The sequence below is a fragment of the Kitasatospora sp. MAA4 genome (assembly GCF_029893355.1).
Lineage (GTDB): Bacteria > Actinomycetota > Actinomycetes > Streptomycetales > Streptomycetaceae > Kitasatospora.
This window is the reverse complement of record NZ_JARZAI010000010.1, coordinates 54,667-68,224: the sequence shown is the minus strand read 5'-3', so window position 1 is coordinate 68,224 and position 13,558 is coordinate 54,667. Positions and strand designations below refer to the sequence as shown.

The window sequence follows — 13,558 nt, the reverse complement described above, 5'->3', positions numbered from 1 at the left end:
GGCGCCGGATGGCACGATGTCCCCCCAGTATCGACGGTCAGCTGCGGGTGGCCGGCGCCAGCTCGTACAGCGCCGTCCCCGCCAGTGCCCCGTTGGCGATGTTCACCACCCCCACCCCGTCCTCCAGCAGCGTGCCGCGCGCCATCACGCCGGCGAAGCCGTTCGCCATGGTGAAGACCCCCCAGACGATCAGCCACGGCTGAAGCTCTCCGTTCTCGTCCGGGAACAGCTCGGTGACCGGGCGGATCCGGCGCTGCAGCACGTACGGGCCGTCGAGCGCGGCGGTGAGCTGCTCGTGCCACTGCTGCGGGGTGAGGGCCGCGTCCCAGCCCAGCACGATCCCCGATCCACCGCTCGAGACCGTCGGCTTGAGCGCCAGCTCCTCCTGGTGGGTGAGCGCGTACTGGAGGAGGTCGACCCGACTGCCGTCCTCCAGGGTGACGCTGCCGGGCCTGAGCATCCGGGTCCAGGGCAGCAGCCGGTCCAGCACGGCCAGCTCCTCGGGGCTGAACAGGTGCCGGTTCCGCTCGTCCGAGAGCATCGCGAGCGCGGCCTTGCTGGCGAACAGCTCGGCGTCGAGCGGGGCGAACAGGTGGACCTGGCCGGCCGCCGCCGCGTTCAGCACCGGGTCCATCACCGCGGCGGCCTCCGGCGACTCCAGCAGGTCCTCGTTGATGAAGATCCGCAGGATGATGTCCACGGCACGCTCGCCGAGCCAGACCCGGCCGTCGCGGTACTCGAACTGCCCGATGTGGCAGGGGTGGGCGTCGACGCCCATCGCCTGCAGGTGGGCGCAGTACTCCTCCAGGTAGGGACCGAAGGAGTTCAGGTAGCTGCTGGGCCAGTCGGCCATCGCCACCACCGGGGTCGCGTCCGGCGCGAAGCCGGTCTCGGCGTACATGGTGCGGACGAGTTCGCCCATGCTGTCCAGCACGCCGAGGTTGTGCTGCTCGGCGAAGTCGGCGAGCACCGGGTGCTCCAGCAGCGCCCGGGCCATCACCGCGTTGTCCATGCCGCCGAGCGCGCTGCTCATGTTGGCCTCGAGCAGCCGGAAGCCCGACTCGTCGACGCACAGGTCCGAACGGGTCATCCTGGTCAGGGAGTTGCCACGACTGCGGAGCATCGCGTCGACCTGCACCTCGGCCATCCCGGCAGCCCGGGCGAAGGCACCGAGGTCACCGTCGAACAGCTTGTCCGGCAGGCTGAGCAACGCGCCGCGGAAGACCGCCAGGTCCGCGGTCAGTTGCTCGCGCTCCTGGTGGCCGAGGAAGAGCGGCCGGGACAGGAAGCCGGTGCGGTAGTTGCGGGTGAGCAGCTCGATCTCGCTCTGGCGGCCGATCAGTTCGGACGCCACAGCGCCGTGGGCGCGGACCTGGGCGAGGTACAGCTCGGTCAGGGTGGAGCGGTCCATCGGGGGAGTCCTCTCAGTGCTGCGCGGATGCGGCCGATCGGCGGGTGGCGATCAGGGCGGCCAGGGTGCGCAGGTCGGGCTGACGCATCACCTCCGCTGCCTTGACCCGGATCCGGTAGGTGCTCTCGATCGCCGCGAGCAGCCGGGCGGCGGCCAGCGAAGTCCCGCCCGCCGTCGCGAAGTTGTCGTCGAGCGCCAGGCCGTTCTGGTCCAGCAGCTGCCGGCAGGTGGCGAGCAGGAACAGCTCCGTGTCGCCGGCGCCGTCGCACTCCTTCGCACTCTGCTGCTCGGCGGCCGTCGGGGAGACCTGGCCGGCCAGCAGGGTCCGGTCGACCTTGCCGTTGGCGTTCAGCGGGAACTCGTCGACGAACCGCACCACAGCGGGCACCGCCTGCTCGATGAGCCGGGCGCGTGCGCTTTGCAGGACGGCTGCCCGGTCCTGGGCAGCACCCTCGGCCGACCACAGGAAGGCGGCCAGCCGCAGACCTCCCCCCGCGCCGGGGACGGCCACCACGACGGCGTGCCGTACCGACGGGTGCGCCTCCAACGCGGCCTCGACCTCGGCCGGTTCGATCCGGGCGCCGCTGATCTTGACCTGGTCGTCCAGCCGCCCGAGGAACTCCAGCAGCCCGTCCGCGCGCATCACCACCTTGTCGCCGGTCAGGTAGACCCGGTCCACTACGCCCTGCTCGGCCGGCGCCGGACCGAACCGCTCGGCCGTGCGCTGCGGATCCAGATAGCCGAGCGCCAACCCGGCGCCGCCGATCCGCAGTTCGCCGGCCTCACCGCGCGGCAGCAGGCGTCCGTCGGGGTCGGTGACCAGCACCGTGACGCCGCTCATCGGCAGCCCGATCGGCACGGCGGGCGCCGGGCCGTCGGTCGCAGGCCCGACCTCGTGCGTGGTCGTGACCACGGTGGCCTCGGCCGGGCCGTACATGTTGTGGACGGTCGCGGTGCAGTCGGCCGGCGGCCGCACCCGCATCCGGTCGCCGCCCACGCTGAGGTGCGTCAGGGCCAGGCCCTCGGGCCATGGCCGGGCGAACGCCAGCTCGGCGAGCGGGGTCGGCAGGATGCAGTGGGTGATCGACGACTCGCGCCACCACTGGAAGAGTTCGGCCGTGGACCCTCGGGCCTCCTGGGGCGCGACGTGCAGCGCGGCGCCCGAGCACAGGGCCGACCACAGCTCCTTGAGGTGCGGGTCGAAGGTGGTGCCGATCAGCAGGCTGACCCGGGCGCCGGGACCGAGGTCGAGCCGGTCGCAGGTCCAGCCGACCAGGTTGACCAGGGCCCGCTCCGGCACCAGGACGATCTTGGGCCGGCCGGTGCTGCCGGAGGTGGTGACCGCGTAGAAGGCGTCGCTGATCCGCGTCTCGGGCCCCGGGGGACGCACCGCGACACCGGCGCCGTCCAGGCCGTCCACCGGCTGCACGCTCCAACCGGACGGCGGTGCCAGGGCGCCGTCCGTGAGCAGGCAGCCGATCCCAGCGTCCTCGGTGAGCGCCCGCAGGCGCTCCTGGCCCGGCTGCGCGCCGAGCGGCAGGTAGACCGCGCCGATCCGGGCCACCGCCACCGCCGCAGCGACCAGCAGCGGGGAGCGCTCCAGGCAGACGCCGACCAGCTCGCCGGGCTCGACCAGCTCGCACAGGGCCACCGCGAGCCGCTCGGCGGCGGCGTCCAGCTCGCGGTAGCTCCAGACCGCCGGACCGTCGACGACTGCGGGAGCGTCCGGCTGCCTGGCGAGCCAGCTGTCGAACCAGTCGAGTGGCCCGGCGCCCTCCCCGGGGGCGGGTGCGGGTGCGGGGCCGTGGGTGATACTGAGCGTCTCGGTGATCATGTCTTCCCTTTCGGTCGGTCGGGGTCGGTCGGGGTCGGTCAGGCGGCCAGGTCCGACAACGCCGCGTCCGATCCGGCGAGATACGCCTCCAGCAGCGCCATCAACTGCGCGTGCAGCGCGTCGATCTGCGGGACGTCGAAGAGGTCGGTGGCGAAGTCCCAGATCAGCAGCATCCCGCCGGGCTCGGTGCGGGCGTTGACGGTGCGCCGCGAGTCCGGGATCAGCACCACGTCGAGGTCGAAGCGGGAGGTGCCGGTGTTGTAGCCCTCGTGGATGGACACCTCGAGTTCGAGCCCCTCGACGTGCGGGATCGGCGCGTCGTGGGCGCTGAACATCACCCGGAACAGCGGGTTGTCCAGGCCGGCCGTCGAGTGCAGCCCGAGTTCGCGGGCCAGGTCCTGGATCGGGACGCCCTGGTGCGGCAGCGAGCGGAACAGCACGTCGGTGACCTCGTCCACCGCGTCCAGCCCGCTGTCCGCGGGGGCGAGCCGGATCCGCAGCGGAATGGTGTTCACGAACATGCCGACGGTCTCGTCGAAGCCCGGCGGACGGTTGCCCACCGCGCTGCCGACCACCAGGTCCGTCCGACCGCTGTGCCGGCGCAGCAGCTCGGCGAAGAGGGTGAGCAGGACTACGAACGGGGTGTGCCCGTCGCGCAGCGCGGCAGCCCGCAGCCGCTGCGCCAACTCCGGTGCGAGCAGCTGCCGCAGCTGCTCGCCGTGCGGGACGTCGCGAACGCGCCCGGGGTCCACCAGACCCGGCAGCGGCAGGTCGAAGGCGGCGCCGTCCAGGGTGCTGCGCCAGTAGGCGAGCGCCTCGCGCTGGTGGTCGGGCGAGGCCTGGGCGGCCACCGACTCCTGGACGTGCTCGGCGTAGGAGCGGGCCGGGGGCAGCTGGGCGGGGACGCCCTGGACCAGCTCGCGGTAGGTGGCGAAGACGTCGCGCAGCACCAGCCCGAAGGACCAGCCGTCGTGCACCAGGTGGTGTTCGGTCTGCAGCAGGCGGTGGTGGTCCTCGCCCAGGCGCACCAGGCCCCAGCGCACCATAGGGGCGTCGGCGGTGTCGAAGGGATCGTCGTGCTGCTCGCGCCAGAGCCGCTCGAAGGCCGCCGCCTGGTCCGCCGCGCCGCTCAGGTCGTGGCGGCGGTAGCGCAGTTCGCAGTCCTGGCTGACCCGCTGCCTGGGTGGGAAGTCCTGCGGGAGGAGTTCCAGCCGGAAGGCCTCGTGGCGGTCCAGGACCGTGCGCAGGCTCCGGCGCAGGGCCGGCTCGTCCAGCGGTCCCCGCAGGTCGAGGGCCGCGGTGAAGTTGTAGGCGCGGCTGTCGGGGAAGAGCTCCCCGTGCAGCCAGACGATCTCCTGCGAGCGGGAGAGGTTGAACATCATCGGCTCATTCCGGGTCGGAGGTCGTCGCAGGTCACGGGCGGGGTGTCGGTGACGGTGTCGCGCAGCAGGAACTCCAGGCCGTCGCCGTGCAGCCACTGGGCGCAGAGCCCGGCGTGCTCGGGCTGCTGCTCGTCGTCCAGGCGGCGCCGGGCGTCGGCGATCCGGTGGCGGGCCTCGGCGCAGAACACGTCGGCGAGATCCTGGGCCGGGCCGCTGCCCTCGGGGTGCAGTCGGGCGGCCCTGGCCAGCACCACGGACATGCTGAACATCTCCGCAGAGATCTGGTTGAGCAGGATCAACGTCCGCTCCCTGGCGAACAGTTCCTCCGGATCGCCATGATGGTCCGTCAGGGAGCGGCAGAGCACGGCGAACTCCACGGACTGCTCGGCGACGAAGCGCAGGTGCCGCCGGTTGCGCTCGGAGAGTGAACGGTCCTGGCCGGCAAGGTCGGTGGGAGCCTCGGCGATCGCCTGCGGCTCGGGATAGTGCCGGGAGAGCAGGCGCCGGGCCGCCCAGTGGTCGACCATGAAGTCCACGCCGCCTGCCACCCGCAGAGCGCGCGCGTCGCGGAAGAACCGCTCCACCGGCAGCGGTTGCGCGCCGCGCCGGGCCTTGCTGCGCGCCGTCTCGAAGCCCTCGGCGGCGAGCAGCGAGAGCGTCCGGTCGACGATGCGCCAACTCGTCATGGAGTTGATGTTCTTGGCGACGGTCTGCTCCGCGTCCAGGTCGATGCCCGGGTGCTGCTGCTCGGCCAGCAGGCACCACTCGACCACGCTCTCCATCGCGAAGACCTCGGCCAGGGTGGCCGCGACGATCCGCTGGATCTCGTCGTACTGCTCCAGGCCGCGGCCCTCGACCCGGCGCCGCTGGATGAACTCCCTGGACCAGTGCAGGCAGAGCCGGCCGATGGCCAGCGCCGGGGCCGAGATCGGGTACATCCGGCCGCGGACGCTGACGGTGTGCAGCTCGGGCGCCTGGCGCCACTCGCCCTCGGACTTCAGGCCCTTGAGGCTGAACACCCGGCTGTGCGGGACGAAGACCTGGTCGAAGGTGAGCGCCGCGTTGGGCAGCCCCTTGAGCCCCAGGTACTCGTGCCAGGACTTCACGTGGAAGCCGGGGTCGGCGGTGTCGACGAAGAAGAGCCGGATGAGCTCCCGCCCGTTCTCGTGGACGGTGGCCGAGACCCGCAGCAGCCCGGCGATCGGCCCGTTCTGGATGAACACCTTCTCGCCACTGATCAGGAACCCGGTGCCGTCCTCGGTCGGCACCGCCGTGGTGGCGCGTGAGCGGTTGATCGCGCCGGCGGGTTCGGTGTCCGCGTCGCCGGAGATCGCGCCCGCCTCCAGCAGGCGGGTGAGCTCGTCCTTCAGCTCGCCGTCCGCCAGCATCGGCAGGTAGGCGCCCGCTCCCAGGCCGAGGTGGACGGACATCGCGTAGCAGGCGGTCACCGACCAGCTGGCGGCGGCCTGGATCATCCGGAAGGCGTTGAGTGCGGAGAGGCCGAGGCCGCCCACCGCGGTGTCGTCCTGCAGGCGGAAGTAGCCGCGCGCGACGCAGGCGTCGTGGAAGCCGTCCGGGAGCTGTGCGGTGCGGTCGACCTCGGTGGGGTCCAGGGTCTCCTTGAGGAAGCGCATCAGTTCGGCGACGGCGGCGTCGCCCTGGGCGCGGTCCGCCTCGGTCTGCTCGGGGAAGGGGGTGAGCAGGTCCCAGCGCAGCCGGCCGAGGTGCAGCTCGGCGAGGAAGCCCGTGGCAGTGGTGGTGGGGTGTGTCATGGCTGCCTTCACAGGTCGGAGGGGGCGCCGGTGAACAGCGCGTCGCGGATCAGGTCGAGCAGGGCCGCGCGCTGATCGCGCAGGTAGAAGTGGCCGCCGGGCAGCAGGCTCAGCCTCAGCGGGACCCGGGTGTGCTCCTGCCAGCCGGCCAGGTCCTCGGCCGTCAGGCGGTCCTCGATGCCGCCGACGACGTGGAACGGCTGGTCCAGCGGCTCGCCCGCGCGGTGCCGGTGGGTGTCGACGATCTCGAAGTCGGCCCGGTGCGAGGCCATCACCAGCGCCAACAGCTCGGGGTCGTCGGCAAGTTCGGCGGGCAGCGAGCCGTAGCCGCCCTGGATGGCCGCGAACAGCTCGCGGTCGCTGAGGTGGTGGATCGGCGGGATCGAGCGGGGCAGCTGCGGGCCCGGGTAGGCGGAGAGGATGAGCTGCTCGGGTTGCGGCAGGCCGCGCTCGCGCAGGGCGCGGGCGGTCTCGTAGGCCAGCAGGGCGCCGAGGCTGTGCCCGAAGAAGGCGAACGGCCCGTCGAAGGCGGCCTGTTCGACCAGCGCGTCGACCAGCGGCGCGACCCTGGTGTACGGCGCCTCGTCGAACCGCGAACCGCGCCCGGGGAGTTGGACGCCCCAGACCTCGACCTCGGGCAGGTCGTCGCCCCAGCGGACGAACTCCCCCGCCGAGCCGCCGCTGTGGGCGAAGCAGTACAGCCGGACGGCGGCCTCGGGGCGTCGGCGCCGGGTGACGAGCCAGCGCGGGGGGTGGTCGAGAGGATCAGGCATGGACGGCCTCCTGGGGGTCGGGACGGCCGGCCGGTGCGGCCTGCGGGATCACCCGCAGCGCCCGGACGGCGGAGGAGAGCAGCGGGAGCCCGGCGAGCACGCTGCCGGCGCCGGCCAGCCAGAGCACGCCGCGCAGGCCGAGCGGGCCGGCCAGCAGGCCGCCGAGGAAGGTCCCGACCGGGATCACGCCCCACACCACGAAGCGCAGCGTCGCGGTCATCCGCCCGCGCATCGGCGCCGGTGTGACGGACTGCCGCAGGCTGACCTGGTTGACGTTGAAGACCGCCGCGCAGGCCCCGGAGAGGGCCATCGTGGTGACCAGTACCGGCAGCGCGGTGGCCTTCGAGGCCAGTGGCAGCAGTAGGATCGCGAAGCCCATCACGAAGGTCGCACCCGCGATCACCGGCCCGACGCCGTGGCGCCGCACCAGCCGCCCGTTGGCGAACGAGCCCGCCAGCATTCCCGCGTTGGCCACCGCAAGCGCCGCGCCCAGCCCGGCGGGGGAGAGCCCGAGGTCGCGGACCGCGTACAGCACCAGGATCGCCTGGACCATGCCGAACAGGCCGAAGAGGTTGCCGATGCCGGCGCTGAGCGCGATCGGGCGCAGCAGCGGATGCCGGAAGACGTACCGCAGCCCGTCCCGGACCTCCGCCAGCAGGCCGGGCGCGTCGGCGCTGCGCACCGGCTGCTCCTCGTGGGCCCGCACCGAGAGCAGGAAGAGCCCGGAGAGCGCGTAGCCGAGCGAGTTGGCCAGGATCGCCAGCGGCGCGCTGACCAACTGGACCAGGAAGCCGCCGGCGCTCGGCCCGGCGAGCTGACCCGCCGTCTGTGCGATCTGCAGCTTGGTGTTGCCCTCGACCAGGCGGTCCTCGCCGACCAGCGCGGGCAGGAAGGACTGCGCGGCGAGATCGAAGAAGACCGTCATCACGCCGATCACGAAGGCGACCGGGTAGAGCAGCCAGAGGCGCAGGGCCCCGCAGAGCGAGGCGAGCGGCACGGCCAGCAGAACCGCGAAGCGCACCAGGTCCGCGAGGATCATGACGGGCCGCCGGCGGAGCCGGTCGACCCAGGCGCCGGCCGGCAGCCCGATCAGCAGGAACGGCAGGTACTGGACGGCGACCAGCAGACCGACCTGGAAGGGGGTGGCCCGCAGCACGGCCACGGCGGCCAGCGGCAGGGCGAGTTCGGTGACCTGGGCCCCGAACACGCTGACCGCCTGGGCGCTCCACAGCCGTACGAAGCCCCGGTGGCGCCAGAGCCCACCCGGAGTCTGCGTCATCGGGCGGCCCGCTCGCGCACGCTGAGGGGTCGCAGGTCGGTCCACAGAACCTCGATCCGCGCCAGGCACTCAGCAGTGCTCCCGGTGCTGCCCTCGCGCTCCCAACCCGGCGCCAGGGTACGGCCGGTGGGCCACAGGGAGTACTGATCCTCGGCGTTGCGCACCACGTCGTACTGCCGGTCGCCGTCGTTCTCGAACATGGGGGTCCTCTCTCAGGTCGGTGTGCTGTCGGGGCGGTGGGTCAACCGCGTGGTGCCGCGTCGACCAGGCGGGCGAGCCGGGCCGGGGTGGGGGCGCCGAAGACCTGCTTGACGCTCACCCGCACGCCGAAGGCGGTCCGGATCGCGCCGGCGAGCTGGACGGCGATCAGCGAGTCGCCGCCGAGGTCGAAGAAGCCGTCGTGCCCGGAGACGTCCGCCAGGCCGAGCAACTGGCCGAAGAGCGCGGCCAGTCGGCTCTCGGTACTGCCTTCGGCGGCGGCAGTCGGGGCCGCCGCTGCGGGCGGTACCGGAGCCGCGGGCGGTACCGCAGCCGCGGGCGCCGGGGTGCCGGGCAGCGGTGAGTAGCGGTCCCGGCTGAAGGGGTAGGTCGGCAGCGGGGTCCGGCGCGGGCGGTTCCCGTCGTGCAGGTTCGGCCAGTCGAGCGCGGTGCCGGCCGCCCACAGCCGACCCGCCGCCGCCAGGGCGGTCCGCCGGGCCGAGACGTCGTCGGACGGGTGAGGCAAGCTGGGCAGCGCCAACTGCTCTTCGGTGCGCGCCGGGTGGCGGCGGGCAAGGGTGCTCAGGGTGCGCCCGGGGCCGACTTCGAGCAGGATCCGGTCGGGATCGGCGAGCAGCGTCGACAGCGCGTCGCCGAAGCGGACGGCCTCGCGCATGTGCGCCGTCCAGAACTCCACGCCCGGCGCCTCGTCCATCGACACCCAGCCACCGGTGGTCTCGCTCACCCATGGCAACGCCGGTGCCCGCAGGTCGAGTTCGCCGACCAGGGCGGCGAACTCCGTGAGGATCGGCTCGACCAGGGCGCTGTGTCCGGCAGCCGCGATGTGCAGTCGCCGGGCGTCGACCCCGGCCGTCGTCAGCCGCTCGAAGAGCTGCTGGACGGCCTCCTGCGGACCCGAGAGGACGCACTGGCTCGGCCCGTTGACCGCGGCCAACTCGATTCCCTCGACCAGAAGTTCGGACACCTCGTGCTCGGCGAGCGGGACCGCGAGCATCGCCCCGGCGGGCAGGCCCTGGAGCAGCTTGCCGCGCGCGGCGACCAGGCGCAGCGCGTCCGGGAGCGTCATGACGCCCGCCACGCACGCGGCCACGAAGGCGCCGAGGCTGTGGCCCGCCACCGCGGCGGGCCGCACTCCCCAGTGCTGCCACATCCGGGCGAGCGCGTACTCGACCACGAAGACGGCCGGTTGGGCCACGCCCATGTCCCGCAGGGTCTCCCGGGCCGCCTCGATGGCGGCCTCGCCCACGGGGTAGAGGACCTCGCGCAGGTCCAGGTCGAGGACCGGCCCGAGCAGGGCGCAGCAGGTGTCGACCTGTTCCCGGAAGGCCGGCTCGCTCTCGTACAACTCCCGTCCCATGCCCACGTACTGGCCGCCCTGCCCGGGGAAGAGGAAGGCCACCGGGCGCTCGCCGGGCGCCGATCGGACGGACGCCTCGGACGCGATCAGCGTCTCGACGGCCTCCGCACGGTCGGCGACCACGGTGAAGCGGCGGTGCTCGAAGGCGCGGCGGCCGCTCTGAAGCGTCCAGGCGATGTCGGCCGTCGACTGCTCGCTGTGACGCTGGAGGTGCTCGGCGAGCCGGACGGCGGCGGTGCCGAGCGCAATCTCGGTCCGGGCGGACAGCACCAGGAGCTGGTCCGCCGGCGGGGCGTCGGTGCGCCGTCGCACGGGCGGCTCCTCCAGCACGGCATGGGCGTTGGTGCCGCCGATGCCGAAGGAGCTGACGCCCGCCCGCCGGGGCGCGCCGCCGTCCGGCCGCCACTCGTAGAGCTCGGCGTTGACCACGAACGGGCTCTGCCCGAACGGGATTTCGGGGTTGGGCGCACGGTAGTGGAGGCTGGCCGGGATCAGGCCGTGCTCGACGGCGAGGACCGCCTTGATGAAGCCGGCCACCCCGGCGGCGGCGTCGGCGTGCCCGATGTTGGTCTTGACCGAGCCGATCCGGCAGAAGCCGGTGCGGTCGGTGCCGCGCCGGAAGGCCTGGGTGAGCGCGGCCAGTTCGATCGGGTCGCCGAGCGGCGTGCCGGTTCCGTGCGCCTCGACGTAGCCGATGCTCGCCGGTTCCACCTCGGCCACCAGGTGGGCCGATCGGATCACCTCGGCCTGGCCGCTCACGCCCGGGGCGGTGAAGCCGACCTTGTCCAGGCCGTCGTTGTTCACCGCGGTCCCGCGCAGCACGGCGTGGATGTGGTCGCCGTCCTCAAGGGCGTCGGACAGCCGCTTGAGCACCACGATGCCGACCCCGTTGGCGCCGACCGTCCCGCGCGCCTGCGCGTCGAAGGCCCGGCAGTGGCCGTCGGGCGATATGACGCCACCCTCCGAGTACTCCCCGAAGCGCAGCGGCACGTTGACCGAGGCCCCGCCGGCCAGCGCCAGGTCGCACTCGCCGGAGAGCAGCGCCTGCGCGGCGACGTGGATCGCCACCAGCGAGGTGGAGCAGGCCGTCTGGACCGTGATCGCGGGCCCGGTGAGGCCGAGCCGATGGGCGACTCGCGAGGTCAGGAAGTCGATGCCGGTAGCCAGCCGGAGCTGCCACTCGCTCACCGGGCCGAGCCGCTCGCGGTTGGCCATCAGCGTGTCGAAGTACGAGGTCTGGCTACTGCCGGCGTAGACGCCGATCGCGCCGGGGCAGGTCTTCGCGTCGTAGCCGGCCGCCTCCAGCGCCTCCCAGGAGCACTGCAGGAAGAGCCGCTGCTGCGGGTCGAGGATCAGCGCCTCGCGCGGCGAGTAGCCGAAGAAGGCCGCGTCGAACTCCTCCGCGCCATCGAGCACTCCGAGCGCGGGCACGTACTCGGGGGTGTCGACGCAGGCGTCGCCGGGGAAGCGGGTGATGGACTCCTGGCCCTTGGTCAGGTTGGTCCAGAACTCGTCCAGGTTGCGGGCGCCCGGGTAGCGGCCGGCCATCCCGACGACGGCGAGGAAGGGGCTGTCCGGATCGACGTACTGCGGCTCGGTGCTCAACGGGCACCGCCCGAGGACTGCCGGGCGCGGCGCTGCTGGAGCCGGGCGCGACCGTTGCGGCGCTCGTCGGCGCGGTCGGCGTCGTCGGCGTCGTCGGCGTCGGTGCTGTCCTGTGCAGGGCTCAGGTGGGCGGCGAGCCGACGCACGGTCGGGTGCGCGAAGAGCGCGACGCCGGGGATCGGGTGTCCGAGCACGTCCGCGAGCCTGCGCTGCACCTGGACCAGCAGCAGCGAGTGGCCGCCGATGTCGAAGAAGCTGTCGTCGGGGCCGACCCGGTCGGTGCGCAGCACCTCCCGCCAGACCGCCGCGATCTGCTCCTCGAGACCGCTCAGCGGAGGTGCAACGGACGAGGCGGCCACGGTGGGCAGCGGCAGGGCGCGCTGGTCGATCTTGCCGTTCGGCGTCAGCGGCAGCTCGGCGAGCAGGACGTACGCAGCGGGCACCATGGCGGGCGGCAGGCTCGTCGCCAGATGGGCCCGCAGCTCGGCCGGCTGCACGCCCTCGCCGACCACGTAGGCCACCAGCCGCTTGCCGTCCTGCGCGTCGTCGACGGCCCGGACGTGTGCCTGGCGGACGGCCGGGTGGGTGCAGAGCGCGGTGCTGATCTCGGTCGGCTCGACCCGCTGGCCGCGGATCTTCACCTGGTCGTCGGCCCGGCCGAGGAAGGCCAGCGTGCCGTCGGGCAGCCATTGCGCGAGGTCGCCGGTCCGGTAGAGCCGGGCCCCGGGGCGCCCGCTGAAGGCGTCGGGAACGAAGCGCTCGGCGGTCAGCGCCGGATGCCCCGCGTACCCCCGGGCCAGCAGCGCGCCGCCCAGGTACAGCTCGCCGGGGGTGCCGGCGGCGACCGGGTCGAGTTCCGCATCGAGCAGGTACGCCTCAGCGCCGCCCAGCGGTCGGCCGATCGGCAGCGTGTCGCCGGCCGGCAACTGCTGCCCGGTGAAGGCCTGCAGGGTGGCCGTGATGGTGGTCTCGGTGAGGCCGTACGCGTTGAGCACGGTCACCGCACAGTGCCGCCACCAGCCTTTGAGGGTCCGGGTGTAGGCGGTGTCGCTACCCACGACCAGCAGCCGCAGGGTCTGCGGGACGGGCCGCGGGCTCGCGTCGAGGTCGCGCACCCACTGGTCCCAGTAGGGCGTGGGCAGGTTGGCCACGGTGACCTGCTCGCTGCGCAGGTACGCCTCCAGCTCGGTCGGCGGCGGGACCGGGTCGGGTGCCACGGCGACGGTCGCGCCGGCCAGCAGCGTCGGGTAGATCTCCTCGCCGAACACGTCGAAGGCCGGGTTGGCGAACTGCAGCACCCGGTCGGTGCTGCCGAGCCCGAAGGCGGCGCGCACCGCCAGCGCGTGGTGGGCCAACGAACCGTGGGTGACCGCCACCGGCTTGGGTCGGCCGGTCGAGCCCGAGGTGAAGATCAGGTAAGCCAGGTCGGCCGGCCCGACCGCCGGTGCGTGGTCCTCGGCCGGTCGACCCGTCAGGTCGAGCGAGGAGGGGTCGAGCACCTCAAGGCCGTCCCCGGAGTCCGGGCCGACGACGATTCGCATGCCCGCCGTCGCCAGCAGGTACGCCCGGCGCTCCCTGGGCAGCGCCGGGTCCAGCGGCAGATAGCCGGCGCCCGACTTCAGCACCGCCAGAGCCGCCGTCACCAGCTCGGGCCCGCGCGGCAGGCTGATCGCGACGACGCCCTCGGGTCCGGTGCCGCGCTCCCTCAGCAGATCGGCCAGCCGGTTGGCGCCGGCGTTCAGCTCCGCGTAGCTCAGCTGCACATCCCCGGCGACGAGGGCCACGGCCTCGGGGGTGGCCCGCACCACCTCCTCGAACAACTGCGGTACGCACGCCGCGGCCCCGGAGTTCCCCACCTGCGCGAGCGCGACCGCTCGGCTGTCCATGAGTTCGGCTTCCATCCGGCCCTCCACGAGTCTGCGATGC

At 73.2% G+C, this 13,558-nt stretch carries 9 protein-coding genes; all 9 read right to left on the bottom strand.

Annotated elements, in window-relative coordinates; genetic code table 11:
- Nucleotides 1-37: 37 nt before the first annotated feature.
- Genes P3T37_RS15590 through P3T37_RS15550 form a run of 9 tightly spaced genes read right to left on the bottom strand, consistent with a single transcriptional unit; the run spans nucleotide 38 to nucleotide 13,533 of the window.
- A complete protein-coding gene (locus tag P3T37_RS15590) occupies nucleotides 38-1,411 on the bottom strand; it encodes a hypothetical protein (RefSeq protein ID WP_280724236.1) in 1,374 nt (457 codons plus the stop codon).
- Between the two features lie 13 nt (nucleotides 1,412-1,424).
- Nucleotides 1,425-3,245 carry an amino acid adenylation domain-containing protein gene (locus tag P3T37_RS15585; protein WP_280724235.1) on the bottom strand — a complete coding sequence of 607 codons (1,821 nt, stop codon included), beginning with the start codon at nucleotides 3,243-3,245 and terminating at the stop codon, nucleotides 1,425-1,427.
- Between the two features lie 38 nt (nucleotides 3,246-3,283).
- Nucleotides 3,284-4,627 (bottom strand): condensation domain-containing protein, encoded by a 1,344-nt coding sequence (locus P3T37_RS15580; protein WP_280724234.1) that lies wholly within the window; start codon nucleotides 4,625-4,627, stop codon nucleotides 3,284-3,286.
- On the bottom strand, nucleotides 4,624-6,399 hold the full coding sequence (locus P3T37_RS15575) for an acyl-CoA dehydrogenase family protein (RefSeq protein ID WP_280724233.1): 1,776 nt from the start codon (nucleotides 6,397-6,399) through the stop codon (nucleotides 4,624-4,626). The genes P3T37_RS15580 and P3T37_RS15575 overlap by 4 nt, the downstream gene beginning before the upstream one ends.
- Before the next feature lie 8 nt (nucleotides 6,400-6,407).
- Nucleotides 6,408-7,172: an alpha/beta fold hydrolase gene (locus tag P3T37_RS15570; RefSeq protein WP_280724232.1), complete on the bottom strand. Its 765-nt coding sequence runs from the start codon at nucleotides 7,170-7,172 to the stop codon at nucleotides 6,408-6,410.
- The gene (locus tag P3T37_RS15565) at nucleotides 7,165-8,451 is read right to left on the bottom strand and encodes an MFS transporter (protein WP_280724231.1); all 1,287 of its coding nucleotides are present in this window, start codon (nucleotides 8,449-8,451) and stop codon (nucleotides 7,165-7,167) included. The genes P3T37_RS15570 and P3T37_RS15565 overlap by 8 nt, the downstream gene beginning before the upstream one ends.
- A complete protein-coding gene (locus P3T37_RS15560; RefSeq protein ID WP_280724230.1) occupies nucleotides 8,448-8,651 on the bottom strand; it encodes an MbtH family NRPS accessory protein in 204 nt (67 codons plus the stop codon). The genes P3T37_RS15565 and P3T37_RS15560 overlap by 4 nt, the downstream gene beginning before the upstream one ends.
- 41 nt (nucleotides 8,652-8,692) lie before the next feature.
- Nucleotides 8,693-11,632 (bottom strand): type I polyketide synthase, encoded by a 2,940-nt coding sequence (locus P3T37_RS15555; protein WP_280724229.1) that lies wholly within the window; start codon nucleotides 11,630-11,632, stop codon nucleotides 8,693-8,695.
- Complete coding sequence (locus P3T37_RS15550) at nucleotides 11,629-13,533, bottom strand: non-ribosomal peptide synthetase (RefSeq protein WP_280724228.1); 1,905 nt, start codon at nucleotides 13,531-13,533, stop codon at nucleotides 11,629-11,631. Before P3T37_RS15550 ends, P3T37_RS15555 begins: the two co-directional genes overlap by 4 nt.
- Nucleotides 13,534-13,558: the final 25 nt, after the last annotated feature.